This window comes from Herbaspirillum sp. DW155 (genome assembly GCF_037076565.1).
Lineage (GTDB): Bacteria > Pseudomonadota > Gammaproteobacteria > Burkholderiales > Burkholderiaceae_D > Herbaspirillum.
This window is the reverse complement of sequence record NZ_AP029028.1, coordinates 5,338,063-5,363,584: the sequence shown is the minus strand read 5'-3', so window position 1 is coordinate 5,363,584 and position 25,522 is coordinate 5,338,063. Positions and strand designations below refer to the sequence as shown.

24 protein-coding genes are annotated in these 25,522 nt (G+C 63.8%); 16 read left to right on the top strand and 8 right to left on the bottom strand.

Going from position 1 to position 25,522, the window contains the following annotated elements; all coding sequences use genetic code 11:
- Positions 1–126: 126 nt before the first annotated feature.
- From ettA to AACH55_RS24425, 3 genes are all read right to left on the bottom strand, one after another.
- Positions 127–1,794, bottom strand: a complete 1,668-nt coding sequence (gene ettA / locus AACH55_RS24435; RefSeq protein WP_338717274.1) for an energy-dependent translational throttle protein EttA — start codon at positions 1,792–1,794, stop codon at positions 127–129.
- A 41-nt stretch (positions 1,795–1,835) separates the two neighbouring features.
- The gene (gene rarD / locus AACH55_RS24430) at positions 1,836–2,732 is read right to left on the bottom strand and encodes an EamA family transporter RarD (RefSeq protein WP_338720414.1); all 897 of its coding nucleotides are present in this window, start codon (positions 2,730–2,732) and stop codon (positions 1,836–1,838) included.
- A 79-nt stretch (positions 2,733–2,811) separates the two neighbouring features.
- Positions 2,812–2,970 carry a hypothetical protein gene (locus tag AACH55_RS24425; protein ID WP_338717273.1) on the bottom strand — a complete coding sequence of 53 codons (159 nt, stop codon included), beginning with the start codon at positions 2,968–2,970 and terminating at the stop codon, positions 2,812–2,814.
- Positions 2,971–3,139: 169 nt separating this feature from the next.
- Here AACH55_RS24425 and AACH55_RS24420 point away from each other — a divergent pair, with 169 nt between their 5' ends.
- A complete protein-coding gene (locus AACH55_RS24420; protein ID WP_338717272.1) occupies positions 3,140–3,457 on the top strand; it encodes a hypothetical protein in 318 nt (105 codons plus the stop codon).
- A gap of 30 nt (positions 3,458–3,487) precedes the next feature.
- Here AACH55_RS24420 and AACH55_RS24415 read toward each other — a convergent pair whose 3' ends face one another.
- The gene (locus AACH55_RS24415) at positions 3,488–4,711 is read right to left on the bottom strand and encodes a Bcr/CflA family multidrug efflux MFS transporter (RefSeq protein WP_338717271.1); all 1,224 of its coding nucleotides are present in this window, start codon (positions 4,709–4,711) and stop codon (positions 3,488–3,490) included.
- Positions 4,712–5,197: 486 nt separating this feature from the next.
- Here AACH55_RS24415 and AACH55_RS24410 point away from each other — a divergent pair, with 486 nt between their 5' ends.
- From AACH55_RS24410 to ureG, 15 genes are all read left to right on the top strand, one after another.
- On the top strand, positions 5,198–6,517 hold the full coding sequence (locus AACH55_RS24410; RefSeq protein ID WP_338717270.1) for an extracellular solute-binding protein: 1,320 nt from the start codon (positions 5,198–5,200) through the stop codon (positions 6,515–6,517).
- A 15-nt stretch (positions 6,518–6,532) separates the two neighbouring features.
- Positions 6,533–8,254, top strand: a complete 1,722-nt coding sequence (locus AACH55_RS24405; RefSeq protein WP_338717269.1) for a diguanylate cyclase — start codon at positions 6,533–6,535, stop codon at positions 8,252–8,254.
- A gap of 181 nt (positions 8,255–8,435) precedes the next feature.
- Positions 8,436–9,263: a ferritin-like domain-containing protein gene (locus tag AACH55_RS24400; RefSeq protein WP_338717268.1), complete on the top strand. Its 828-nt coding sequence runs from the start codon at positions 8,436–8,438 to the stop codon at positions 9,261–9,263.
- 403 nt (positions 9,264–9,666) lie between these two features.
- Positions 9,667–10,920 (top strand): urea ABC transporter substrate-binding protein, encoded by a 1,254-nt coding sequence (urtA, locus tag AACH55_RS24395; protein WP_017452809.1) that lies wholly within the window; start codon positions 9,667–9,669, stop codon positions 10,918–10,920.
- A gap of 242 nt (positions 10,921–11,162) precedes the next feature.
- Positions 11,163–12,779, top strand: a complete 1,617-nt coding sequence (urtB, locus tag AACH55_RS24390) for an urea ABC transporter permease subunit UrtB (protein ID WP_338717265.1) — start codon at positions 11,163–11,165, stop codon at positions 12,777–12,779.
- Positions 12,776–13,906, top strand: coding sequence for an urea ABC transporter permease subunit UrtC (gene urtC / locus AACH55_RS24385; protein ID WP_034339869.1), 1,131 nt, complete (start codon positions 12,776–12,778; stop codon positions 13,904–13,906). Before urtB ends, urtC begins: the two co-directional genes overlap by 4 nt.
- On the top strand, positions 13,903–14,784 hold the full coding sequence (urtD, locus tag AACH55_RS24380) for an urea ABC transporter ATP-binding protein UrtD (RefSeq protein ID WP_338717263.1): 882 nt from the start codon (positions 13,903–13,905) through the stop codon (positions 14,782–14,784). Before urtC ends, urtD begins: the two co-directional genes overlap by 4 nt.
- Before the next feature lie 18 nt (positions 14,785–14,802).
- Positions 14,803–15,501 carry an urea ABC transporter ATP-binding subunit UrtE gene (urtE, locus tag AACH55_RS24375; RefSeq protein ID WP_075256308.1) on the top strand — a complete coding sequence of 233 codons (699 nt, stop codon included), beginning with the start codon at positions 14,803–14,805 and terminating at the stop codon, positions 15,499–15,501.
- A gap of 148 nt (positions 15,502–15,649) precedes the next feature.
- The gene (locus AACH55_RS24370) at positions 15,650–16,513 is read left to right on the top strand and encodes an urease accessory protein UreD (RefSeq protein ID WP_338720412.1); all 864 of its coding nucleotides are present in this window, start codon (positions 15,650–15,652) and stop codon (positions 16,511–16,513) included.
- 89 nt (positions 16,514–16,602) lie between these two features.
- On the top strand, positions 16,603–16,905 hold the full coding sequence (locus AACH55_RS24365) for an urease subunit gamma (RefSeq protein ID WP_088755411.1): 303 nt from the start codon (positions 16,603–16,605) through the stop codon (positions 16,903–16,905).
- A 10-nt stretch (positions 16,906–16,915) separates the two neighbouring features.
- Entirely contained in the window at positions 16,916–17,260 is a 345-nt protein-coding gene (locus AACH55_RS24360) for an urease subunit beta (protein ID WP_338717260.1), read from the top strand.
- A complete protein-coding gene (gene ureC / locus AACH55_RS24355) occupies positions 17,257–18,957 on the top strand; it encodes an urease subunit alpha (RefSeq protein ID WP_338717259.1) in 1,701 nt (566 codons plus the stop codon). The genes AACH55_RS24360 and ureC overlap by 4 nt, the downstream gene beginning before the upstream one ends.
- Positions 18,958–18,975: 18 nt before the next feature.
- The gene (ureE, locus tag AACH55_RS24350; protein WP_338717258.1) at positions 18,976–19,509 is read left to right on the top strand and encodes an urease accessory protein UreE; all 534 of its coding nucleotides are present in this window, start codon (positions 18,976–18,978) and stop codon (positions 19,507–19,509) included.
- Positions 19,510–19,513: 4 nt separating this feature from the next.
- Complete coding sequence (locus AACH55_RS24345) at positions 19,514–20,194, top strand: urease accessory protein UreF (protein ID WP_338717257.1); 681 nt, start codon at positions 19,514–19,516, stop codon at positions 20,192–20,194.
- 51 nt (positions 20,195–20,245) lie between these two features.
- Positions 20,246–20,878 carry an urease accessory protein UreG gene (ureG, locus tag AACH55_RS24340; RefSeq protein WP_338717256.1) on the top strand — a complete coding sequence of 211 codons (633 nt, stop codon included), beginning with the start codon at positions 20,246–20,248 and terminating at the stop codon, positions 20,876–20,878.
- 116 nt (positions 20,879–20,994) lie between these two features.
- Here ureG and AACH55_RS24335 read toward each other — a convergent pair whose 3' ends face one another.
- The 4 genes from AACH55_RS24335 to AACH55_RS24320 all read right to left on the bottom strand — a co-directional run bounded on the left by AACH55_RS24335 (position 20,995) and on the right by AACH55_RS24320 (position 25,520).
- Positions 20,995–21,903 carry a hydroxymethylglutaryl-CoA lyase gene (locus tag AACH55_RS24335; protein ID WP_338720410.1) on the bottom strand — a complete coding sequence of 303 codons (909 nt, stop codon included), beginning with the start codon at positions 21,901–21,903 and terminating at the stop codon, positions 20,995–20,997.
- A 53-nt stretch (positions 21,904–21,956) separates the two neighbouring features.
- A complete protein-coding gene (locus tag AACH55_RS24330) occupies positions 21,957–22,466 on the bottom strand; it encodes a YbaK/EbsC family protein (protein WP_338717255.1) in 510 nt (169 codons plus the stop codon).
- 98 nt (positions 22,467–22,564) lie between these two features.
- Positions 22,565–23,494 (bottom strand): MBL fold metallo-hydrolase, encoded by a 930-nt coding sequence (locus tag AACH55_RS24325; protein ID WP_338717254.1) that lies wholly within the window; start codon positions 23,492–23,494, stop codon positions 22,565–22,567.
- Between the two features lie 10 nt (positions 23,495–23,504).
- A complete protein-coding gene (locus tag AACH55_RS24320) occupies positions 23,505–25,520 on the bottom strand; it encodes an acetyl/propionyl/methylcrotonyl-CoA carboxylase subunit alpha (RefSeq protein ID WP_338717253.1) in 2,016 nt (671 codons plus the stop codon).
- Between the last annotated feature and the right edge of the window lie 2 nt (positions 25,521–25,522).

Below are 25,522 nucleotides of genomic sequence, written 5' to 3'. Positions count from 1 at the left end.
ATCCCGCGATGGTAGCCAGCGCGACAGGCGGCGTCATGCATCCCTACAACTCTTTACAAGACGCGCCGGCGAAAAAAAACGCCGCTGGTATCAGCGGCGTCTTCAGCGTACGGATCGGTCAAGCGATCAGCGCGTAACCGGCTTGTAACGGATACGCTTGGGCTTGGCGGCTTCTTCACCGAGGCGCTTCTTCTTGTCGGCTTCGTATTCCTGATAGTTGCCGTCGAAGAAGGTGACCTGCGAATCGCCTTCGAAGGCGATGATGTGGGTGGCGATACGGTCCAGGAACCAGCGATCGTGGGAGATCACCAGCACGGTCCCGGCAAATTCCAGCAGCGCATCTTCCAGGGCGCGCAGGGTTTCCACGTCGAGGTCGTTGGACGGTTCGTCCAGCAGCAGGACGTTACCGCCCTGCAGCAGGGTCTTGGCCAGGTGCAGACGGCCGCGCTCGCCACCGGAGAGGTTGCCGACGATCTTCTGCTGGTCGCCGCCCTTGAAGTTGAAGCGGCCCAGGTAGGCGCGCGAAGGCATTTCGAAACGGCCCACGGTGAGGATGTCGGCACCGCCCGAGACATCTTCGAAGACCGTCTTCTTGTTGCCCAGGTCTTCGCGCGACTGGTCCACCAGCGACACCTTGACGGTGGGGCCGAGCACGACTTCGCCGCTGTCCGGGGTTTCACGGCCGGCCAGCATGCGGAACAGGGTCGATTTACCGGCGCCGTTGGGGCCGATGATGCCGACGATGGCACCGGCCGGAATCTTGAAGTTCAGATCGTCGATCAGCAGGCGGTCGCCATAGCCCTTGCTGACGTTCTTGAATTCGATGACTTCATTGCCCAGGCGCTCGGCCACGGGAATGAAGATTTCCTGGGTTTCGTTGCGCTTCTGGTATTCGTATTCGGACAGCTCGTTGAAGCGGGCCAGACGCGCCTTGCTCTTGGCCTGACGGCCCTTGGGGTTCTGGCGCACCCACTCCAGTTCCTTGGCGATGGTCTTCTGGCGGGCCGATTCGCTGGCCTCTTCCTGCTTCAGTCGCGCTTCCTTCTGTTCCAGCCAGGAGCTGTAGTTGCCCTTCCAGGGGATGCCGTGACCGCGGTCCAGTTCCAGAATCCATTCGGCGGCGTTGTCGAGGAAGTAGCGATCGTGGGTGATGGCCACCACGGTACCGGGGAAGCGTTGCAGGAACTGCTCCAGCCAGTCCACCGATTCGGCGTCGAGGTGGTTGGTCGGTTCGTCCAGCAGCAGCATGTCGGGTTTGGAGAGCAGCAGCTTGCACAGCGCCACGCGGCGCTTTTCACCACCGGAGAGCACGCCGATCCTGGCGTCCCACGGCGGCAGGCGCAGTGCGTCGGCGGCCATCTCCAGCTGCTGGTTGAGGCTGTTGCCATCGGCGGCGGCGATGATCGCTTCCAGACGCGCCTGCTCGGTGGCGAGGGCGTCGAAGTCGGCGTCTTCCTCGGCATAGGCGGCATAGACGGCATCGAGCTTGGCCTGGGCTTCGAAGACTTCGCCCAGGGCGCTTTCGACTTCCTGGCGCACGGTCTTGTCGGGATCGAGCTGCGGTTCCTGCGGCAGGTAGCCGATGTTCAGGTTGGGCATCGGGATGGCTTCACCCTCGATTTCCTTGTCGATGCCGGCCATGATCTTGAGCAGGGTGGACTTGCCCGAGCCGTTCAGGCCGAGCACGCCGATCTTGGCGCCGGGGAAGAAGGACAGCGAGATGTCCTTGAGGATCTGCCGCTTCGGCGGCACGATCTTGCCGACGCGGTTCATGGTAAAGACGTATTGGGCCATGGTATGAATTGCCAGTAAGAGGGGAAACGATAAGGCAGCGTTCAAGCGCCGCCGGCGCTGGGCTCTGCCGAGCTTTGCGCACGGGTGCGCAGGTAGCGCCACAAGCCTTCGGCGGAGTATACCGCGAGCGCCGCCCAGATCACGCAAAAGCCGATGGCGCGCGCCCCGCTGAAGGGTTCGCCGTAGATCAGCACGCCGCTCAGCAGCTGGATGGTGGGCGAAATGTATTGCAGCAGGCCCAGCATCGACAAGGGGATGCGGCGCGCCCCATGCGCAAAGAGCAGCAGCGGCACCGCCGTGATGGGGCCGGACAGGGCCAGCAGGATCTTGGCCGAAGTGGACGCATGGGTGAAGGCATTGCTGTCGCGCAGGGTATCCACGCCCAGGATCAGCAGCACCAGCGGCAGCATCAGCAGGGTCTCCAGCGACAGGCCTTCGAGCGCGCCCAGGTGTGCGGTCTTGCGCAGTAGGCCATAGAAAGCGAAGGTCAGCGCGATCAATAGCGAAATCCACGGCAGGTTGCCATTGGCGATGGTCAGCCAGATCACCGCGCCCAGCGCCAGCAACACCGCCAGCCATTGCAACGGCCGCATGCGCTCCTTCAAGAGCAGATAGCCCATCAACACGCTCATGAGCGGACTCATGAAATAACCCAGGCTGGTATCGACGATACGCCCGGCGTTGACGGCCCAGACGTAGAGGGTCCAGTTGCCGCTCAGCAGCAGCGCCGAGAGCAGGAAGCCGGCCACCACCATAGGCCGCTGCCGGACCTCGGCGACCCAGCGCCACTGGCGCCGCCAGGCCAGCACCGCCACCAGGAACACGCAAGACCAGAACAGCCGGTGCACGACGATATCGAAGGAAGGAATTTCCTTGAGCAGCTTGAAGTAGAGCGGGAACAAGCCCCACAGGATGGAGGCGCTGATGGCGTGAAGCATGGGCAAGGCAATGGGATGAAAGGCCAGACCGGACCGGCGCGCCACGGGCACATCCGGTCACGGCTGTGACAAGCCGCCATTATTGCAGGATTCGCCGGGGCTGGTTGGGCAGCGCCAGGCAGAGCGCCCCGCCGAAGTTGATGTCGCGCTCGCAGCGGCCCGATGCGATCAGCTCTCCGCAGGCAGCAAAGGCTTCGCGCGTCAGGGCTTGCGATGTGACCACGCGGAAAAAGCGCAAGATCGGCTAAGTCATCTGCATGCGCCCGGCATACACTGCGCCATGGACTCCGATTCGATCCGCCGGTATCGATGCCGCATGGCAAGGGTGATCGCCGCCATCGCGGCCGATCCCATGGCTCTCCACTCGCTGGAAGACCTGGCCGCGATCGCGGCTTTTTGCAGCGACGGTGGGCTTTCAGGAACAGACCACGCAGGATGAGCGCGGGCAGCCCATCAGGCTGGCGATCTGGTATCCCAGCAGCTCGCCTGCGCACATAGTGAATGTGGGTTGGACCACGCAGGAGGTGGCGATGGACGGGGCGCTGTCTGCCGGCCTGCATCCGCTGATCGTGATATCGCACGGCACCGGTGGTACGTACCTCTCCCATTACGACACCGCAACAGCCTTGGCGCAGGCCGGTTTCGACCGCGCTGCCTTCCATCGCCTCTTCAATGAGGAAATCGTCGCGTTCTTTCAGCGCACACTCGACGTGAAGGGCCGCTGAAGCGCTGCTCCCCCCGCCGTCGCGGCGGCGTCAGTGCACCGCCTGCGTGACGGGCTCGTGCTTGGCTACGCATTGATACAGCAGCAATGCGCTCACGCCACAGAAGGCCATCACCGACACCAGCGGCAAGGCCGTGCCGTCATGCCACAGGCTCATCACCACGCCCGACAGCACACCCATGCCGAATTGCAGCGTGCCCATCAGCGCCGCCGCCGTACCCGCCTGGCGGCCCTGATGCTTCAGGGCGATGGCGGTGGCGTTGGGACCGGTGAAGCCGTAGGCCGTGAGGAAACCGAAGAAGCCCAACAGCAGCAGCGGCAGGCTCTCCAGGCCAGCCAGCACCATCACCACCACCGCCAGCGACAAGCCGGCCGGCACCCACAGCACCTTGCCCAGTACACGTTCAGCCGAGCGCCTGATCACCAGGCGCGCGTTGATCTGCGAGGCTGCGATCAGGCCGATGGCGTTGGAGGCGAACACGAAGCCGAAGTACTGCGGCTTGACGCCATGCAATTCGATCACCACGAAAGGACCACCCGCGATATAGGCGAACATGCCTGCCTGCACCAGGCCGCCGCACAGCACGAAGGACATGAACTGGCGATGGCGCAGCAGGCCCCAGTACTGGCGCAGCGTGCGGCCCAGGTGCAGGGGTTCGGCGCGGGCCACGTCCACGGTCTCGGTCAGGTACTTGCGCGTGCCCAGCATGCACAGCAGGCCGAAGATCGTCAGTACCACGAAGATGCCGCGCCAGCTCGCAAAGACCAGCAGCAGGCCGCCGATGAAAGGCGCCAGGATCGGCGCCAGGCCAAACACCAGCATCAGCATCGAGAATGCCTTGGCCGACCCTTCGGCACCCATGCGATCACGCACCATGGCGCGCGGGATCACCATGCCGGCACTGGCACCAAGACCCTGGAACAGACGCAGCACGATCAGCATTTCGATGTTCTGCGCAAAGATGCACAGCAGCGAACAGACGAAGTACAGCGCGATGCCAAAGAACAGCGGCGGCTTGCGACCAAAGCGATCCGACAGCGGGCCGTAGAACATCTGCCCGACGGCCAGGCCGACCAGGAAAGAGGCCAGCGTGAGCTGGACCAGGTTGGTGCCCACGCCGAGATCCCTGGCGATGGCGGTGAAGCTGGGCAGGTACATGTCGATGGCCAGCGCGCCCATCGCGGTCATGGCAGCCAGGACGGCCAGCCATGGAGGAAATTTGCCCATGGAGAGCGAGGTATCTTTGTTGTGCATGAGGAATTCGTGAGACGGCCGCATCGTCGGCAGAGCGCATGTTGCAAGCCGGATGAGGCAAGATGAACCGGGCGCCCCGAGGGCGCGAGGGCCACATTATAAGGTGCTGTCAGCATTCCTTCAGGCAGCAGATCAAGTCGCGGCCAGGCAGGCCCGCATTGCAGCCCGGCAAAAGATGAGCGAAGACAAGGAAGGTGCAATGCAGGCGTGCAGGAACTGGTAAAAGCTGGCAAACTTGTTGTCATTGTTCTCATGTTCCGGGAGTCCGTGCAGGGGCGGCGAAGAGGCGCGGAGCGCACCGCAGGCAGAGCAAAGGGCGGGCCTCGGCGCATGGCTGTATCACAAGAAAATCATTAGCCGCGGGGGGAATCAATGCGGGGCCGAAATACGCCATCAGTAACAGGCGTGCCTGATCCGAGCTGTCTTTCAGGCTGCAGGCCATCAGGTACGACACACAGGGCAGGGCGCATCATCGGCGGCCTGAAAATGATCATCGCAGGGGCAGCGGCAGCGCTGCTGCTGACAGCGTGCGTGCGTAGTGAGGAGGCGGCACCGGCCACTGATGCGTCCAATGCGGCCCCTGCCGTCGCCGCTACCGCTACGGAGCCGGTGGTACTGACGGCGCTGGTGTGGACTCCCGACTGGTCCGAGGAAATGCACCGGGTGGTCGATGCCTTCACGCGCATCCATCCGGAAGTGCGCATCAACCTGCAATTCATGATCGGCAATTCCGTCGAGGAAAACCTCAAGCCGCGCGCGGCGACCGACAGCCTGCCCGACATCATCTCGGTCAACGCCAGCCCCTACACGGCGGCCCTGGCCGACCAGGGATTGCTGGCCGACGTCGGCGACACCCAGGCCTGGGGCAACATGCTCGAGATCCTGCAGCGCGAGTGGACCTCGCCGGGTGGGCGCCGCTACGGTATCCCCTCGGGCGTGGCCACCTCGCTCATCTACTACAACCGCGACATGTTCGAGCGCGCCGGCATCACCGCGCCGCCACGGGACTTCGAGGCCTTCCTGGCCACAGGCGCGGCGCTGCGCAAGGCCGGCTTCATTCCGCTGGCGCTCTCCGGGGGCTTTCCCAACATGCTGGGCAATGGTCCCTTCAGCTACGGGTTTGCCAACCAGATCGCGGCCAGGGTGCCGGACTGGCGCGCGCGCATCGCCAATGGCACGCTGCAGCTGGACAACCCCGAGGGCGTCGCCATCTTCACCCGCCTGCGCGCGCTGGTGGAGCAGAAGATGGTGCAGGCCGATTGCCTGCGCTCGGGCTATGACGCCACCTTGCAGCAGTTCGCCGAAGGCCGCGCGGCGATGACCTTCCAGGGGACGTGGGCGGCCGGCGCGCTGATGAGCGGGCGCAATATGCGCGTGGGTGTCTTCGTGCCACCCTGGAATGACAAGGGCCAGCCGCTCAGGCCGGTGCTGGGCAGTGAAACCGGTTTTGCCGTGGCCCAGCGCAGCAGTCCGCACCAGCGTCAGGTGGCGGCACAGTTCCTGGATTTTCTGTATGGGCCGGGCATGCCGATCTGGCAGGGCAAACGCCAGAACATCCCGCCGTTTCGCGTGATTGCGCCTGACGTCAGCGGCGACCGCGCCTTGTTTGCGTTAGTCGAGGAGATGAAGCGCGATGCCGCCGGCAGCCAGTCGCCGGGTTTGTATTATTCGCTGCTGCCGGTCAATACGATTGAAATCCTGCATCCGCTGCTGCAGGCCGTGCTGTCGGGGCGCCAGTCGCCGGCCCGTGCCGCGCGCGCACTGCAGGACTCCATCGCCGAGCAGGCGCAACTGTCGTCGCGGTAAAGAGAGGCGCCTCCCATGCCCAGACGGTTCGACTTCTTTTGGCTCGGCTTCCTGCGCAAGATCGAGATCCGCTATCGGCTCATCAATTCCTTCATCCTGGTGTCGCTGGTACCGCTGGTGATATCGGGCCTGCTGGCCTACCGTGAGACCACCCGCGCCACCCAGGACAAGGTGCGCGCCTATTCGGTCCAGGTCGCCAAGCAGATTTCGCAGAACCTGCTGCTGCGCATGGAAAAGATCGAGGACATGAGCGAAGAGCTGGCGCTGTCCGAGAAGCTGCAGCGTTTGCTGGCGCACTACTACGGCGGCGACGAAGCCGCCAGTGCCGCCGCCCGCAGCGCGGTGGCGCGGGTGCTGCTCGATACCTACGGATCGCTGCCGGACGTGAACCAGAAATACCTGCTGGACCGTCGGCGCCAGGTGATCGATCCGCAGATCTTCGCGCCCCTGGCCAGCAACATCAGCCGCGTGGCCGAGGATGCACCGGACCTCACCGGTCGCGCATGGTGGACCCTCTACAACGGCGGCCACGGCCAGAAGAGCGTGGCCATGCTGCGCGAGATCCGCTTCACCGGCAACAATCGTGCCGCCGGCATCCTCTTCATCGGCGTGCGGCCGAGCTATTTCTTCAGCATTTTCGAGGGCGTCGACCTGGGCTACGACTCCAGTCTTTTCATCGTCGATGCCAGTGACGGTACGGTGGTGGTGCAGGGCCGGGATACCAGCATGAGCACTGCCGATCCGGCCCTGCTGGAGGGCATCACCGCCAGCCTGGGCCAGCGCCGCACGAGCGACTTCATTGCCTACACACGCGCTGACAAGACCCGCTACTACGCTGCCATCGCACAGTTGCCGCACACCTCCTGGTGGGTGGTCAGCGCCACGCCCAGCGACAAGCTCAATGCCGATACGCGCTCGGTGCGCGACAAGATCATCGCCATCGGTCTGCTGTGCTTTGCCGCATCGCTGTTCCTGTCGGCACTGATCGCGCGCAGCATCAGCGAGCCGCTGCAACGCCTGGTGGGGGCGATGAAGGAAGCCGGCAGCGGCGATACCACGGTGCGTGTCGAGCAGGACGGCGGTGACGAGATCGCCGTGCTCTCGCGCAAGTTCAACGAGATGGCCGGCAAGCTGCAGCAGAACAAGGAAGAACTGGAGCAGCAGGTGGCCCTGCGCACGCGCGAACTGGAACGGGCCAATCGCAAGCTGGAAGCGCTGTCGGCCACTGACGGACTCACCGGCGTGGCCAACCGGCGCCGCTTCGACGAGGTGCTGGCCAATGAGTTGCGGCGCTCGGTGCGCTCCGGCCATGCGCTGGCCCTGCTGATGCTGGATGTGGATTACTTCAAGAAATATAACGACCGCTACGGCCACCTGGCCGGGGACGAATGCCTGCGCATCGTGGCGCGCGTATTGCAGAAGAGTTCGCGCCGCGCTACCGACCTGGTAGCACGCTATGGCGGTGAGGAATTCAGCGTCATCATCGCCGAGAGCGATACCGACCATGCCGTGCAACAGGCGGAGAACATCTGCCAGGCCATCTATGCGCTGAAGCTGCCGCATGCCGACTCGCCCTTCGGCTACATCACCGCCAGCATCGGTGTGGCCTCGCTGCAACCCGATGAGCACACCAGCGCCGAACAATTGCTGCGCATTGCCGACCAGGCGCTGTATCACGCCAAATACCAGGGACGCAATCGGGTCGTACTGGGCAGTGATGCGACCGGGCATCTGTAAGCCCGCCGGTCCACCGTGGCAGTTCGCGACTGACAAAACGCTGACGGGTGCTGCCGCCGATGCCGCCGGTACACATCTTTTGCAAAGTTAGGTCAAGGTGACCAAAGCGGCCCTGAACCAATGTCCCTGCACTGCATCATATCGCTATGCCCACCGTCACTTCAGAAGAGAGGTATAGCAGATGAACCCGAGTCGCCAAGAAAAAAAACACTGGACCATCGATGACATCGACCTGAACCGCATCGACCGAGCGCGGGTGCGGCAGGATGAAGACCTGTTCTATCTCGTGGCCTGCGCCTCCTTCGTCGAAAGCGGGTCCGATCTTTACACCCATAACCTGGTGGAGTACTACCAGGGCGATGCCGAGGTCGAGAACTGGTTGCGCGAGCAATGGGAAAAGGAAGAACTGCAGCACGGCGCTGCCCTGCGCGCCTACGTCGAGCACGTCTGGCCGGAGTTCGACTGGCAGCGCGCCTATCAGGGCTTTCTGGAGGAATACTCGCAGTACTGCAAGGTCGAGCTGCTCGAACCCACGCGGGCTCAGGAGCTGGCTGCGCGCTGCGTGGTCGAGACCGGCACCTCCACGTATTACCGGGCGCTGGCCCGCGCCACCGACGAGCCGGTCCTCAAACATCTGGCCGGGCTCATCGCCAATGACGAGGTGAATCACTACAAGCACTTCTACCAGTACTTCCGCCGTTATCGCCGCGAGGAAAACATCGGCCGCTCGCGCGTCTTCGGCACCTTGAGCCGGCGCACCCTGGAACTCAAGAGCGAAGATGCCGATTGCGCCATCCGCCACGTGGTCAAGGTGTACAAGCCGGAACTGGCGGCCGATCCGGCGCGCGTGAAGGAACTGGCCTCGCGCATGAGCCGCACCGTGCTCGTCAATCTCAGACCCGAGACCACCATCAAGATGATCATGCGGCCGCTGGAGTTGCCGGTGGCCTTGCAAAACCTGATCGAATTCCCGCTGCGGCAATTCATGCAGCGCGTGTTGCTGCGCTGAAGAAACACCACCCCACGCACCGCAAGACCGCCAGGCACCGTGATGGGTCACGCTGCCTGGCGGAGGTTTGCTGATTATTGTAAACAATCCGTCTCACCTCTCAAGAAGTCGGCCAACTCGCCGCAAATCCGCCTCCACTGGCGCTTTGAGCGGTGCACCAAGATCGCGCAGGTGTGAGCGCCAGGCTGGTGAATATTGCCGGCGCGCCATCGGACTGTCGACAATGCCGCCCGGCTTTGGTGCGTAGTTCTGGCGCGCCTGACAACATTCCTTGCGCCTCTTTCCCCTCCCCGCCCCGCTTTGATGCAGCCCGCAGGCGTCGTGCCGGGCATTGGCACGCAATCTGCTAAAGCGACTGGGCAGTGAAAAAAATCTTCCAAAACTTTTCTCGAGGGAGCACTACATGTCACGTCGTACCGTACTGAAAGCCACCGCTCTGGGCGCCTTCGCGCTGGCCGCATCCTCCTGGCTGCCGTCGGCCTTTGCTGCCGATACCATCAAGGTCGGTATCCTGCATTCGCTGTCGGGTACCATGGCCATCTCCGAAACGTCCCTGAAGGACGTGGCCCTGATGACCATCGACGAAATCAACGCCGCCGGCGGCGTGATGGGCAAGAAGCTGGAACCGGTGGTGGTCGACCCGGCCTCGAACTGGCCGCTGTTCGCCGAAAAGGCACGTCAGCTGATCTCGCAGGACAAGGTGTCGGTGGTCTTCGGTTGCTGGACCTCGGTGTCGCGCAAGTCGGTGCTGCCGGTCTTCAAGGAACTGAACAGCCTGCTGTTCTACCCGGTGCAGTACGAAGGTGAAGAACTGGAGAAGAACGTCTTCTATACCGGTGCGGCTCCCAACCAGCAAGCCATTCCCGCCGTGGAATACCTGATGTCCAAGGAAGGCGGCGGCGCCAAGCGCTTCGTGCTGCTGGGCACCGACTACGTGTATCCGCGCACCACCAACAAGATCCTGCGCGCCTTCCTGCACAGCAAGGGCGTGAAGGATTCCGATATCGATGAGGTCTACACCCCGTTCGGCCACTCGGACTACCAGACCATCGTCGCCAACATCAAGAAGTTCTCCGCCGGTGGCAAGACGGCCGTGATCTCGACCATCAACGGCGACTCCAACGTCCCCTTCTACAAGGAACTGGGCAATGCCGGCCTGAAGGCGACCGACGTGCCGGTGGTGGCATTCTCGGTGGGTGAAGAAGAACTGCGCGGTGTCGATACCAAGCCGCTGGTGGGCCACCTGGCCGCCTGGAACTACTTCGAATCGGTGAAGAATCCGGTCAACGCCGCCTTCATCAAGAAGTGGAAGGAATACGCCAAGGCCAAGAACCTGCCCAACGCCGATACCGTCGTGACCAACGACCCGATGGAAGCCACCTACGTCGGCATCCACATGTGGGCACAGGCTGTGGAAAAGGCCAAGTCCACCGACACCGACAAGGTGATCGCAGCCATGGGCGGCCAGACCTACAAGGCACCGTCGGGCTACACGCTGGAAATGGACAAGACCAACCACCACCTGCACAAGCCCGTCATGATCGGCGAAATCAAGGCGGACGGTCAGTTCAACGTGGTCTACAAGACCAAGACCACCATCCGCGCGCAACCCTGGAGCCCGTACATCCCGGGTAACGAAAGCAAGCAGAAGAACTAAGCTTGCGGTTGTTGTAGTTCTTGGCGTTCTTCGGAGCGCCTTCGATACGCCGCTTGCGCGGCTACTCAGGACGAACGGTCTGTGGGTTGTGCAACAAAGACCCGTTCGGACTGAGTAGCCGCAACGCGGCGTATCGAAGGCGCTCCATCCGCCCCAATGCATCTCTCTCCACAAGAAAACCGCCCGACGACTCGCCCCGGCCGCAACACAGACCGGCCCGCGCTTCGAGGCGCACACCGACCATGAAACCAGCCATCCAGTTCCTACGCGGGCTGCTCGCGACCTGGCTTTGCGCGCACGCCCTGGCGGCGTCTGCAGCCATCGATCCGGCCTTGCTCACGCCCCTTGGCGGAGACGACCCCGACGCGCGCATCGATGCCGTCAACCAGATTGCAGCGCTGGCCAACGAGGACGCGCTGAAGATTCTCAATGCCTTGAACAGCGACGCGCTCTATGTCACCCCCGCCGGTGACGTCCTGATCGTGGACGATTCAGGCAAGGCCTTCAACCCGGCCAATGACCAGACCGGTCCGGCGCCGGATGACGCCGAAGGCATCACCGTCAACAACCGCCTGCGCGGCGCCGTCGAGGGCGCGCTCTCGGGCCTGAAGCTGCTCTCGCCGCAACGCGACCAGCGCCTGGCGGCTGCCAATGAATTGCTCAAGAACGCCGATCCGGCCCAGATCCCGCTGATCGAAAAAGCGCTCGCCAAAGAAAGCGATGCGCAGATCAAGGACGTGCTGCAACAGGTACAGGCCACCGCCAACCTGCATTCGACCGACCCGGCGGCGCGCCGCGCGGCCGTCAAGAAGCTGGCGGAGACCACCAATGCATCCCTCAAGCCGGTGCTGGAAAACATGCTGGCGAAAAATCCGGACGGCTCCTATGTCGAACCGGATGAAGGCGTGCGCGTGGAAGCGGTGCGCACCCTCTCCGCACTGGACCGCCACCTGGCCATCGTCGATTTCGCCGGCAAGCTGTTCTATGGTGTCTCGCTGGGCAGCGTGCTGCTGCTGGCCGCGCTGGGACTGGCCATCACCTTCGGCCTCATGGGCATCATCAACATGGCCCACGGTGAATTGCTGATGATCGGCGCCTACACCACCTATGTGTGCCAGCTGGTGTTCCGCAAGTTCTTCCCCGGTGCCATCGATGCGTATCTGGTGGTGGCACTGCCGGCGGCCTTCATCGTCGCCGCGGCCGTCGGCATTGCACTGGAGCGCCTGGTGATCCGCTGGCTCTATGGCCGTCCGCTGGAAACCCTGCTCTGCACCTGGGGCATCAGCCTGATGCTGATGCAAGGTGTGCGCTCCATCTTCGGCGCCCAGAACGTGGAAGTGGCCAACCCCAGCTGGATGTCGGGCGGCGTCACCGTGCTGGGTTCGCTGGTGCTGTCCTATAACCGCATCGTGATCGTGTTCTTTGCGCTGTTCGTGGTGTTCGCGGTCTGGCTGATCCTCAACAAGACCCGTCTGGGCCTGTTCGTGCGCGCCGTCACGCAGAACCGCCGCATGGCCGACTGCGTGGGCGTGTCCACCGGCAAGATCGACATGATGACCTTCGGCCTCGGTTGCGGCATCGCCGGTCTGGGTGGCGTGGCGCTCTCGCAGCTGGGCAACGTCGGTCCCGACCTGGGACAGGGCTACATCGTGGATTCCTTCATGGTGGTGGTGCTGGGCGGTGTGGGCCAGCTGGCCGGGACCGTCATCGCTGCCTTCGGCCTGGGCGAAGTCAACAAATTCCTGGAGCCGATGGCCGGTGCCGTGCTGGCCAAGATCGCCATCCTGGTCTTCATCATCGTATTCATCCAGAAGCGTCCGCAAGGCCTCTTCGCACTCAAGGGAAGGAGCGTGGAATGAGCACCATGATCATGCGCCCCTCGCTGTTCAATCGCCCGTCCTGGACCGGCATCGTCATCTGCACCATCGTGTTGGCGCTGCTGCCGGTGTGCAACCTGCTGTTCCCCGCCGATAGCGCGCTGCACGTGTCGTCCTATACCGTCGCTCTGGTCGGAAAGTTCATGTGCTATGCCATGGCCGCGCTGGCACTGGATCTGGTGTGGGGCTACACCGGCATCCTCTCGCTGGGGCATGGCGTTTTCTTCGCACTGGGCGGATACGCGCATGGGATGTACCTGATGCGCGCCATCGGTCGTGACGGCGTGTACCAGAGCGACCTGCCGGACTTCATGGTGTTCCTGAACTGGAAGGCCTATCCGTGGTACTGGTGGATGACCGACCACTTCTGGTTCTCCATGCTGCTGGTGGTGCTGGTGCCGGGTCTCTTGGCCTTCGTGTTCGGTTACTTCGCGTTCCGTTCGCGCATCAAGGGCGTGTATTTCTCCATCATCACGCAGGCGATGACCTTCGCCTTCATGCTGCTGTTCTTCCGCAACGATACCGGCTTCGGTGGCAACAACGGCTTCACCGACTTCAAGCGCATCCTCGGTTTCACCATCACCGCACCGGCCACCAAGGCAGTGCTGTATCTGGTGACGCTGGCGCTTCTGTTCGGTGCGCTGGTGCTGTGCCGCATGATCGTCACTTCCAAGCTGGGCCGCGTGCTGCAGGGCGTGCGCGATTCCGAATCGCGCCTCATGTTCATCGGCTACAACCCGCTGTGGTTCAAGCTCTTCGTATGGACGCTCTCGGCCGTGATCTGCGGCATCGCCGGTGCCTTGTACGTACCACAGGTGGGCATCATCAATCCCTCCGAAATGTCGCCGGCCAACTCCATCGAGATGGTGATCTGGGCCGCCGTCGGCGGGCGTGGCACGCTGATCGGGCCGATCATCGGCGCCTTCACCGTCAATGGCCTGAAGAGCTGGTTCACCGCCGCCTTCCCCGACCTGTGGTTGTATGCGCTGGGGCTGATCTTCATCCTGGTCACACTGTTCCTGCCGCAGGGCATCCTGGGGCTGGTGCAGAAATTCAAGAAACGCGATGCCGCGCCCGCCGAGGGCAGCGCATCCAAGGAGGCCGCATGAGTGCCATCGAATCCGGCAAGAGCATGGGAAAAAACGCGGTCGCCATCGGCGGCCTGGGCGGCAACGTCGATACGCCCCGCGCCGACCACGGTGCATCCTACGAACGCATCAAACCTGAGGGCGTCGATACCACCCACGGTGCCATCCTCTATCTGGAAAACATCACGGTGTCCTTCGATGGCTTCAAGGCCATCAACAACCTGAATCTGGATATCTCGGTGGGTGAACTGCGCTGCATCATCGGTCCCAATGGCGCGGGCAAGACCACGATGATGGACGTCATCACCGGCAAGACCCGGCCCACGGCCGGCACCGCCTTCTTCGGCCAGACCATCGACCTGACCAGGATGACCGAATACGAAATCGCGCATGCGGGCATCGGCCGCAAGTTTCAGCGCCCGACCGTGTTCGAGCAGCACACCGTGTTCGAGAACCTGGAACTGGCGATGAAGATGGACAAGCGCGTCAAGACCACGCTCTTTGCGCGCCTGTCCTCGGCGCAGATCGGCAAGATCGAGGAAATCCTCAAACTGATCCGTTTGAACGGTCAGGAACATCGCCTGGCCGGCCTGCTCTCGCACGGCCAGAAGCAGTGGCTGGAAATCGGCATGCTGTTGATGCAGGAGCCGCAGCTGCTGCTGCTCGATGAACCGGTGGCCGGCATGTCCGACGCCGAGACCGCACGCACCGCCGAGCTGTTGAACGAGCTGCGCGGCAAGCATTCCATCATGGTGGTGGAACACGACATGGGCTTCGTCGAGGAGATCGCCCAGGGTGGCAAGGTGACCGTGCTGCACGAAGGATCGGTGCTGGCCGAGGGCAACATGCGCGAGGTGCAGTCCAACGAGCGCGTCATCGAAGTCTACCTGGGACGATAAGAGCGGAGACCATCATCCATGCTGCAAGTCAATGAACTGAACCAGTACTACGGCGCCGCGCATACGCTGCGCGGCGTCTCGCTCGATGTGCAGAAGGGCCGTGTCTTGTCCCTGCTGGGTCGCAATGGCGTGGGCAAGACCACGCTCCTGAAATGCCTGATGGGCGTACTGCCGGTGGCCAAGGGCAACGTCAGCTTCGAAGGCCAGGACATCACCCGTCTGAAGCCGCACCAGCGCGCCAAGCTGGGCATCGCCTACGTGCCGCAGGGACGCGAGATCTTCGCGCGCCTGACCGTGGAAGAAAACATGCTCATGGGCATGGCCACGCTCTCGGGTCGTCGTGCCTCCACCATCAAGGGCGAGGTCTATGAACTCTTCCCGGTGTTGAAGGAAATGCTGCATCGTCGCGGCGGCGATCTTTCCGGCGGCCAACAGCAGCAACTGGCGATTGCCCGGGCGCTGCTGGCCGAGCCCAAGCTCATCATCCTGGATGAGCCGACCGAGGGCATCCAGCCTTCCATCATCAAGGACATCGGCCGCGTGATCAGCCTGCTGCGCCAGCGCGGCGACATCGGCATCCTGCTGTGCGAGCAGTATTTCGACTTCGCCCGCGAACTGGCCGATACCTTCGTCGTCATGTCCCGTGGCGAGGTGGTGGCGGCAGGTACGCAAGACCAGATGGATGGCGAGGACGTGAAGAAGCATCTGGCGGTCTGAGGCCGCCGCACAGGAAGGCTGCGCTTTTGCAGCGGGTCTGCTATAAAGTCGCATGTTCGCGGCCCGGCAGTCCGCTTGCACACGCCGCCTTCCACGCAATGAATAACCAGGTATGAAACGACTCCCCGGCCATCCGGAACCCGCCAGCATGCCGGCCCCCGCGACACCAGGCGCGCCCCTGCGGCATGCGCCGGACCAGGCACGCCTGGCGCTGGGCTTTGCCGACGACCAGGGCACCACGCGCCTGCTGCGCCGCCAGCACTTTGGCCCGCTGCGCGTACAGAAGCCGCTCTATCCCGAAGACCCGTCCATCTGCCACGCCATCATCGTCCATCCGCCGGGCGGCATCGTCGGTGGCGACCAGCTCTCCATCAGCGCGGAGGTGGACGAACGCGCCCATGCGCTGCTGACCACGCCCGGTGCCGGCAAGTGGTATCGCGCCAACGGCCAGTCCTCGCGCCAGGCCGTCAGGCTCGACGCCGCAGCTGGGGCGACGTTGGAATGGCTGCCGCAGGAAACCATCTTCTTCGATGGCGCCGACGTGCGCATGGAACATGAAGTGACCCTGGCCGCCGACGCGGCATACCTCGGTGCGGAAATCCTTTGCTTCGGCCGCACCGCTTCGGGCGAAACCTTCAACACCGGTGCCGTCAGCCAGCGCACCAGCATCCGCCGCGGCGGCAGGCTGGTGTGGTTCGAGCAGGGCCGCCTGCAGGCCGAGGCAGGTGCCATGCAAGGCCCGCTGGCGTTGGACGGGCAGACCGTCTGCGGCACCCTGATCGCGGTGGGCGACGGCATGGATGCGGCGCTATTGGGACGGCTGCGGGAAACCATCGGCGCGCTGCAACTGGAAGGACGCAGTGGCGCTACGCTGATGAAGCAGGTGCTCATCGCGCGCTACATGGGGCAATCCAGCCTGGTGGCGCGGCAGTGGCTGCATGCGGCCTGGCATGTGCTGCGCCCCGCCGTGACGGGCAAGCAGGCGGCCATTCCGCGCATCTGGAATACATGAACACGACGTAAAAACTGCATCAGGAAAACTGAATCAAGCCCCTCCATACGTTATAGAACCTGAAGGCCGCCAGACGGCCAGGAGCCAACATGGAACTGACACCAAGAGAAAAAGACAAGCTGCTCATCTTCACCGCCGCCCTGCTGGCCGAACGCCGCAAGGCCCGTGGCCTCAAGCTCAATTATCCGGAAGCGGTGGCGCTGATCACGGCGGCCATCATGGAAGGCGCACGCGATGGCAAGACCGTGGCCGAGCTGATGTCCGAGGGCACCACCATCCTCACGCGCGAGGACGTGATGGAAGGCGTGCCCGAGATGATCCCCGACATCCAGGTCGAAGCCACCTTCCCCGATGGCAGCAAGCTGGTCACCGTCCACCATCCGATTCCTTGAGGAGCGCGTCATGATTCCAGGCGAAATGCTGGTCGAACCCGGCGAGATCGAACTCAATACCGGCCGCCCCACCGTGACGGTCACGGTGGCCAACAGCGGCGACCGTCCTATCCAGGTCGGTTCCCACTTCCATTTCTACGAGACCAATCCGGCACTGCGCTTCGAGCGTGAAGCGGCCTATGGCATGCGCCTCAACATTGCAGCGGGCACGGCCGTGCGCTTCGAGCCCGGTCAGCAACGCACGGTGGAACTGGTGGCGCTGGCGGGCGAGCGCCGCGTCTATGGCTTCAATGCGCTGGTGATGGGCAAGCTGAAGACCCAGCACGGCAATGACAAGAAGGGGCAGGAACAATGAGCAAGATTTCCCGTTCGGCCTATGCCGAGATGTTTGGCCCCACCGTCGGCGACCGTGTGCGCCTGGCCGATACCGAGCTGTTCCTGGAGGTGGAAAAGGACTATACGGTCTATGGCGAGGAAGTGAAATTCGGCGGTGGCAAGGTGATCCGCGACGGCATGGGCCAGTCGCAGCGCGCCTATGCCGACGTGATGGATACCGTCATCACCAATGCGCTCATCGTCGATCACTGGGGCATCGTCAAGGCCGACATCGGCATCAAGTCGGGCAAGATCGCCGGCATCGGCAAGGCCGGCAATCCGGATATCCAGCCCGGCGTGACCATGGCCATCGGTGGCGCCACCGAGATCATCGCCGGTGAAGGCATGATCGTGACGGCAGGCGGCATCGACAGCCACATCCACTTCATCTGTCCGCAGCAGATCGAGGAAGCGCTCATGAGTGGCGTCACCACCATGATTGGCGGCGGCACCGGACCCGCCGTCGGCACGGCCGCGACCACCTGCACGCCCGGCCCCTGGCACATCCATTCCATGCTGGCCGCAGCGGACGCCTTCCCGATGAACCTCGGTTTCCTCGGCAAGGGCAACGTCAGCCTGCCGCTGCCGCTGGAAGAACAAATCCGCGCCGGTGCCATTGGCCTCAAGTTGCACGAGGACTGGGGCTCGACCCCTGCGGCCATCGACAACTGCCTGACGGTGGCCGACCGCATGGACATCCAGGTGGCCATCCACACCGACACCCTCAATGAAGGCGGCTTCCTGGAGCACACGCTGGCGGCCTTCAAGGACCGCACCATCCACACCTTCCACACCGAAGGCGCCGGCGGCGGCCACGCACCGGACATCATCGCGGCCGTGGGCGAGGGCAACGTGCTGCCGTCGTCCACCAATCCGACCCGTCCCTTCACGGTCAATACGCTGGACGAACACCTGGACATGCTGATGGTCTGCCATCACCTGGACCCCGCCATCGCCGAAGACATCGCCTTTGCCGAATCGCGCATCCGCCGCGAGACCATTGCCGCCGAAGACATCCTGCATGACATCGGCGCGATCTCGATGATGTCCTCCGACTCGCAGGCCATGGGCCGCGTGGGTGAAGTGATCATGCGCACCTGGCAGACCGCGCACAAGATGAAGGTGCAGCGCGGTTCGCTCAAGGAAGACAGCTCGCGCAACGACAACTTCCGCATCAAGCGCTACATCGCCAAGTACACCATCAACCCGGCCATTACCCACGGCATCTCGCACGTGGTCGGCTCGCTGGAAGTGGGCAAGATCGCCGACATCGTGCTGTGGAAACCGGCCTTCTTCGGGGCCAAGCCCTCGATGATCCTGAAAAGCGGCATGATCGCGGCCGCCCAGATGGGTGACCCGAATGCCTCGATTCCGACCCCGCAGCCGGTGCATTACCGCATGATGTTCGGTGCCTATGGTGGCGGCCTGAAGACCTCGATGACCTTCGTCTCGCAAGCCGCCTTCGATGCCGGCATCGGTGAGCAACTCAAGCTCAACAAACCGGTGGTGGCGGTGAAGAACATGCGCAACCTGCGCAAGCGCGACATGATCCACAACGGTGCCACACCGAAGATGGAAGTCGATGCCGAGACGTATGAAGTGCGCGCCGATGGCGAGCTGCTGGTGTGCGAACCCGCGCGTTCGCTGCCGCTGGCGCAGCGTTATTTCCTGTTCTGATTTTCTTTAGGTTTCTTCATGCTGACTCTCAATACCAAGATAGCCCAGGCCGACCGGATCGATGGCGAACTGGAACTGCCCTACGACCAGCGCGAGAAGAGCCGCCTGCGCGCCACCTTGCGTTCAGGTGAGGACGTGGCGGTGTTCACCGTGCGTGGTACGGTGCTGCGCGATGGTGACCTGCTGCGCGGCGATGATGGCCGCGTGGTCAGGATCATCGCCAAGGCCGAGGCGACTTATCGCGTCGATGCGGCTGATGCGCACCTGCTGCTGCGTTGCGCCTTCCACCTCGGCAATCGTCATACCCAGGCACATGTGGGCCACGAGGGTGGCGTCGGTTTCCTGCGCATCCGCAAGGACCCGGTGCTGAAGGAAATGCTGGAAGGACTGGGCGCGCGCGTGACCGAAGAGCTGGCGGCTTTCGAGCCGGAAGCGGGCGCCTATGGCGGCGGTCATCACCATCATGGCGACGACCATCACCACAATCCGCTGGCGCCGATTCCGCTGCGCCAGAAAATCCATCGTCCGGGCGACAAGAAGGAAGAGGGCTGACCCCATGCAAGCCAGCGCCTTGCTGCATCTGCTGCAACTGAGCAGCCCGTCCCTGCCGATTGGCGCCTACAGCTATTCGCAAGGGCTGGAGGCGGCCATCGAAAACGGGCGGGTCAGCAGCGAAGCCACGGCGCGCGCCTGGATCGGCCATGCGTTGCATGAGGTGGTGGCGCGTTTCGAGGCCCCCATCTTTGCGCGTCTGGTAGCGGCCTTCGAGGCCCGTGATGCAGAAAACGTCAGCTTGTGGACCGAACACTTCATCGCGGCCCGCGATACATCCGAGTTTCGTGCCGAAACCATTCAGATGGGCTATTCGCTGGGCAAACTGGTCACCGACCTGAAGCTGGGCGATGAGACCTTGCTGGCCATCCTGCAGGCGCAGCCGGAACTGCCGCTGCCGACTTCGCTGGCCTTTGCCACCGTGGCCCTGCAGGTGCCGCGCGAGGCGGCGGTGCTGGGCATGCTGTTCGCCTGGGCCGAGAATCAGGTGCTGGCCTGCGTGAAGACGGTGCCGCTGGGTCAGGTGGCGGGGCAGCGCATCCTGCTGTCGCTGCAGCCGGAACTGGAAAAGGCCGCGGCCACCGCGCTCACGCTGGAGGATGACGAGCTGTGCAACTGGGCACCGGGTCTGTCGCTGCTGTCGATGCAGCATGAGGTGCAATACAGCCGCATCTATCGCTCTTAATTATTTATATCATTTACGTTTTTACGCGACCAAGAGATCAAGAGACCAACCATGAGCAACTCCACTTCCAATCCGCTGCGCGTGGGCATCGGCGGCCCGGTCGGTTCCGGCAAGACGGCGCTGTGCGAAATGCTGTGCAAGCGCATGCGCGACCATTACGACATGGCCGTCATCACCAATGACATCTACACCAAGGAAGACATGGAAATCCTGCTGCGCGCCGATGCGCTGCCGGCGGAACGCCTGATGGGGGTGGAGACCGGCGGCTGTCCGCACACCGCCATCCGCGAGGATGCCTCGATCAACCTGGAAGCCATTGCCCGCATGAGCGCCGATTTTCCGGACCTGGATCTGATCCTGGTGGAGTCCGGTGGCGATAATCTTGCGGCGACCTTCAGCCCGGAACTGTCGGACCTGACCATCTACGTGATCGACGTGGCCGGTGGCGAAAAGATTCCGCGCAAGGGCGGCCCCGGCATTACGCGCTCGGATTTGCTCATCATCAACAAGACCGACCTGGCACCCTACGTGGGCGCCAATCTGGACATCATGGCGGCCGATGCCAGGCGTATGCGCGGCGAGCGTCCCTTCGTCTTCACCAACCTGCGCAGTGGCGACGGCGTGGAGAAGGTCATCGAGTACATCCGCAAGCAGGGCCTGCTGGACGAGAAGCCGAAGAACTGAACACGGCTGAGCGGGCCGGTCAGAGGACCGGCATCAGGCCGCCCTCCACCAGGGCGGCCCCTTGACGCAAACGCCAACGCAAACGCCAACGCCGCCGTCCTCGCCCGCCCCCGCGCTCACCCCGCCCGCCTGGCCGCAATCGCATTGCCCGCGCGGCTCACCGACCTGCGTCCCAGATGCTGCGAGATGAACTGCCCGGCATCCACCACCGCATCCAGATCAATGCCGGTCTCGATGCCCAGCCCGTTCATCATGTACAGCACGTCTTCCGCGGCCACATTCCCGGTCGCACCCTTGGCATAAGGGCAGCCGCCCAGCCCGGCGACCGAGGCGTGATAGATGCTGATGCCCGTCTGCAGGCTGGCATAGATGTTGGCCAGCGCCTGCCCATAGGTATCGTGGAAATGGCCCGATAAACCTTCGATGTGGAATTCCCGGATCGCCGTTTCCATCACCGGCCGCACCTTGTCCGGCGTGGCCACGCCGATGGTGTCGGCGATGTCGATCTCGTCACAGCCCAGTTCGCGGAAACGCCGTACTACGTCGGCCACCGCCTCCAGCGGCACCTCACCCTGGTACGGACAACCAAACGCGCAACTCACCGCCGCACGCAGGCGCTTGCGGTGGTCCTTGGCCGCCTTGGCCACTTCGGCAAAGCGCTCGATGGATTCGGCAATGGAGCAATTGATGTTCTTCTGCGAGAACGCTTCCGAGGCCGCGCCAAAAATCACCACCTCATCCACCCCCGCCGCCAGCGCCGCCTCGAAGCCCTTCATGTTGGGCACCAGCGCGGAATACACCACGCCCGGCTTGCGCGTGATGCCCTGCATGACTTCGCTGGAGGTCGCCATCTGCGGCACCCACTTGGGCGAGACGAAAGAGGCCGCCTCCACATTCGGAAAACCCGCCGCAGAAAGCTGGTTGACCAGCGCGATCTTGATCTCGGCGGAAATGGTTTCCTTCTCGTTCTGCAAACCGTCGCGCGGTCCGACTTCGACGATCTTCACTTTCTTGGGCAGGCTCATCATGCGGGGTCTCCGTTGGCGTGACAGGGAATCGTGGGCTGCGGCGTACCGGATCAGCCGGCCGTCGGCGCGGCATCCAGGCGCACATCGGCCACCGTGCCGCCGGTCATCTTCTCCAGCTGCGCGGCGGTCAGGTTGAAGACGGCATGCGGATGGCCGGCTGCCGCCCAGACGCTATCGAAGTTGAAGAGGTCACGGTCGATCAGCATCACCGGCTTGACCACGTGGCCGATCGGGCAGACGCCGCCGATGGCATAGCCGGTGGTGTCGCGCACGAACCTGGCATCAGCCTTGCCCAGCGGGCCGGTCAATGCGGTGACCTTGGCTTCGTCCACGCGGTTGGCACCGCTGGCGATGACCAGCACCGGCGCATCGTCGGCCACGCGGCGGAAGATGATGGACTTGGCGATCTCGGCCACGCTGCAACCCACGGCGGCAGCGGCTTCGGCGGAGGTGCGGCCGGTCGAGGGCAGCATCACGACCGGTTTGTCATGACCCATCGCGGCCAGCAGGTCGGCAACGCGTTGGGCGGAAGAGGGCAGGGCGGCAGCGGTATCGTTCATGGTGATCAGAAATTAGGCACAAGGCCGGCAACAGGACAGGCCGGAAATGATAACAGCACCCTCGCCCCTTCTGCCGCCTCTGCCGTGTCAGCGCGCATTCAGCGGTCCAGCAGAAAGGTGCCGTCGCTGATGGCGGCGCCCGCCTTCACCAGTTGCGCTACGCACCAGTCGGCCAGTGCCGTGTCGTCCATCTGCAGGAAGCGCGCATTGGTGATGCGCAACAGGGGAATCTCCCGCATCATCGCCGGCAAGTCCGCCAGCGCAATGCGGCCGCGCTCCAGCAGCAGAAACTTCACCAATACCTTGATGCCATTGTGCGCATTGCGCAGCGGGTCGGCCTGCAGATAATCCAGCCGCGAGAAGGCCCTCTCCAGCGCATCATCGACTTCGGTGAAGGGCGCGCCGTGGCCGGGAATGACGGTGCGCACCTCAAGACTGCGGATCAGCTCCAGCGTGGCACGCGCTTCGTCGAAACCGGATTGGCCGTCCAGCTCCGGGAAGATGATCCCGAAGCCATTGCGCCACAAGGCATCGGCCGAGATCAGCACGCCTTCCTGTGCGCAATACAGCAGCAGCGCATGCGGATCATGGCCGGGGGCGGCCAGCGCGGTCCAGTCGAGATCACCCAGGCGCAGCACATCGCCGCTGCGGATCAACTGGTCATGCGCAAAGCGCGGGCAGCGCTGGCCGGTGGCGCGGTAGCTCAGGGCTGCTTCGTCCCAGCGGCGCACCTTGTCATCCTCGGCGGCGGGGATGGCGATGCGGCAGCCGTACGCGGCCTGCAGTGCGGCATTGCCGCCGCAGTGGTCCGAATGCAGATGGGTATTGAGCAGCACATCGAGACGCTCACGTCCGCGCTGGTGCAGCACGTGGCGCACCAGCGTCTGCGTCTGTTCGGCATGCGCAACGTAGCCGCTGTCGATCAGGGCGACTTCATCGCGGCCGAACAGCAGCACGTTGTTGGACGATAGCCACCCTCGCTCCAGCACATGCAGCGAGGGTGGCAGGCGCAGTGCGGAAGTGTTCACGGCGCGCTGGTCATGCGGCCTTGAAGTCCAGCAGCTGCGCGCCTTCGGCCACCTGGTCGCCGACGGCATAGCGCAGCGCTTCGACGGTGCCGGCCGCAGGGGCGGCGATGGTGTGTTCCATCTTCATGGCTTCCATGATGAGCAGCGGCGTGCCTTGCGTGACGGTGGCGCCCTGGTCCACCAGCAGTGCCACGATCTTGCCGGGCATGGGCGCGGTCAGACGTCCGCCCTCGGCCTCGGCATGACCGGCGTGGGCCATCGGGTCGAGATAGCGCAGGGTGTGCTGGCTGCGGCCATCGAAGAGGTGCAGCCATTGGCCGTCACGCGCGATGTCGGCGCGCAGGGTGCGGCCATCCAGATTGATGAGCAGGCGCTCTGCGCTGCCCTCGTGCAATGCGAGCGTGTGCGTGCGGCCCTCGATCTGCAATTGCCAGTGCCGGCCATCTCCGCCGTATTCGACCAGCACGCTGCTGTGGCCCGAGTCATCCTCGAAAGACAGCATGCGCCGCAGCGGCATATTGAGGCGCCAGCCATGAGTCCGCGCCCAGGGATCGCCGTTGGACTGGCTGCGCTGCTCCTGTTGCAGCAGGGCGGCGACGGCAAGCGCCAGCGTATCCGGCGCGGGCCTGAGGGGCGCAGGGAAGAGCGCCTCGCGGTGACGTTCGATCAGGCCGGTATCGAGATCGGCCGTGGCAAAGGCTTCGCCTGCGATCAGCCGCTGCAGGAAGCCGATGTTGGTCGCCAGCCCCACCACCTGATACTGCGCCAGCGCCCGCGCCATGTTGCGCAGTGCCGCGTCGCGGTCGGCGCCCCAGACGATGAGCTTGGCGATCATCGGATCATAGAAGGGCGAGATGGCATCGCCCTCGCGCACGCCCGCGTCGATGCGCACGGCGGCCGGTTGAGTGGCACCGGATGCGGCCAGCGTGAATTCCACCGCAGGGGCGCTGCGCATGCGGGTGAGCGTGCCGATGGAGGGGAGGAAGCCTTTCTCGGGATTCTCTGCATAGATGCGTGCCTCGATGGCATGGCCGTGGATGCGCAACTGCTCTTGCCGCAGCGGCAGCGCTTCGCCCGCTGCCACGCGCAATTGCCACTCCACCAGATCGAGTCCGGTAATCATTTCCGTGACGGGGTGCTCGACCTGCAGGCGCGTGTTCATCTCCATGAAATAGAAGCTGCCATCCTGATTGGCGATGAACTCCACCGTGCCCGCGCCCACATAGCCGACCGCGCGCGCGGCGGCGACGGCGGCCTGGCCCATGGCGGCGCGGCGGTCCTCGCCCATGCCGGGCGCGGGGGCTTCTTCCAGCACCTTCTGATGGCGGCGCTGTACCGAGCAGTCACGTTCAAAGAGATAGACGCAATGGCCGTGGCCATCGGCGAAGACCTGGATTTCGATATGGCGCGGACGGGTGAGGTATTTCTCCACCAGCACACGGTCATCGCCGAAACTGGAGATGGCCTCGCGCTTGCAGGAGGCCAGTGCCGCTTCAAAATCTTCACTGCGCCCGACCACGCGCATGCCCTTGCCACCGCCACCGGCACTGGCCTTGAGCAGGACCGGATAGCCGATGCGGTCGGCCTCTGCGCGCAGGAAATCGCTCTCCTGACGCTCACCGTGATAGCCCGGTACCAGCGGAACGGCAGCTTTTTCCATGAGCGCCTTGGCGGCGGATTTCGAGCCCATCGCATCGATGGCCGAGGCCGGCGGGCCGATGAAGACCAGACCCGCATCGGCGCAGGCCCGGGCGAATCCGGCGTTCTCCGACAGGAAGCCATAGCCGGGATGGATCGCCTGCGCGCCGGTGGCGAGTGCGGCGGCGATGATCTTGTCGGCGCAGAGATAGCTTTCCTTGGCGGGCGCCGGGCCGATATGCACGCTCTCGTCGCAGGCGGCCACATGTTTGGCGTGCGCGTCGGCATCGGAATACACGGCCACGGTGGCCATACCCAGGCGGCGTGCGGTGGCGGCCACGCGGCAGGCGATTTCGCCGCGATTGGCGATCAGGATCTTGGTGAACATGG

Coding starts and splice junctions, on each gene's coding strand:
- AACH55_RS24335 (WP_338720410.1), bottom strand. CDS start 21,903: ATGAGCCTGCCCAAGAAAGTGAAGATCGTCGAAGTCGGACCGCGCGAC.
- rarD (WP_338720414.1), bottom strand. CDS start 2,732: ATGCTTCACGCCATCAGCGCCTCCATCCTGTGGGGCTTGTTCCCGCTC.
- AACH55_RS24415 (WP_338717271.1), bottom strand. CDS start 4,711: ATGCACAACAAAGATACCTCGCTCTCCATGGGCAAATTTCCTCCATGG.
- ureG (WP_338717256.1), top strand. CDS start 20,246: ATGAGCAACTCCACTTCCAATCCGCTGCGCGTGGGCATCGGCGGCCCG.
- urtC (WP_034339869.1), top strand. CDS start 12,776: ATGAGCACCATGATCATGCGCCCCTCGCTGTTCAATCGCCCGTCCTGG.
- urtD (WP_338717263.1), top strand. CDS start 13,903: ATGAGTGCCATCGAATCCGGCAAGAGCATGGGAAAAAACGCGGTCGCC.
- AACH55_RS24405 (WP_338717269.1), top strand. CDS start 6,533: ATGCCCAGACGGTTCGACTTCTTTTGGCTCGGCTTCCTGCGCAAGATC.
- ettA (WP_338717274.1), bottom strand. CDS start 1,794: ATGGCCCAATACGTCTTTACCATGAACCGCGTCGGCAAGATCGTGCCG.
- AACH55_RS24370 (WP_338720412.1), top strand. CDS start 15,650: ATGCCGGCCCCCGCGACACCAGGCGCGCCCCTGCGGCATGCGCCGGAC.
- AACH55_RS24360 (WP_338717260.1), top strand. CDS start 16,916: ATGATTCCAGGCGAAATGCTGGTCGAACCCGGCGAGATCGAACTCAAT.
- AACH55_RS24320 (WP_338717253.1), bottom strand. CDS start 25,520: ATGTTCACCAAGATCCTGATCGCCAATCGCGGCGAAATCGCCTGCCGC.
- AACH55_RS24410 (WP_338717270.1), top strand. CDS start 5,198: ATGATCATCGCAGGGGCAGCGGCAGCGCTGCTGCTGACAGCGTGCGTG.
- AACH55_RS24365 (WP_088755411.1), top strand. CDS start 16,603: ATGGAACTGACACCAAGAGAAAAAGACAAGCTGCTCATCTTCACCGCC.
- AACH55_RS24330 (WP_338717255.1), bottom strand. CDS start 22,466: ATGAACGATACCGCTGCCGCCCTGCCCTCTTCCGCCCAACGCGTTGCC.
- urtB (WP_338717265.1), top strand. CDS start 11,163: ATGAAACCAGCCATCCAGTTCCTACGCGGGCTGCTCGCGACCTGGCTT.
- urtE (WP_075256308.1), top strand. CDS start 14,803: ATGCTGCAAGTCAATGAACTGAACCAGTACTACGGCGCCGCGCATACG.
- urtA (WP_017452809.1), top strand. CDS start 9,667: ATGTCACGTCGTACCGTACTGAAAGCCACCGCTCTGGGCGCCTTCGCG.
- ureE (WP_338717258.1), top strand. CDS start 18,976: ATGCTGACTCTCAATACCAAGATAGCCCAGGCCGACCGGATCGATGGC.
- AACH55_RS24345 (WP_338717257.1), top strand. CDS start 19,514: ATGCAAGCCAGCGCCTTGCTGCATCTGCTGCAACTGAGCAGCCCGTCC.
- AACH55_RS24400 (WP_338717268.1), top strand. CDS start 8,436: ATGAACCCGAGTCGCCAAGAAAAAAAACACTGGACCATCGATGACATC.
- ureC (WP_338717259.1), top strand. CDS start 17,257: ATGAGCAAGATTTCCCGTTCGGCCTATGCCGAGATGTTTGGCCCCACC.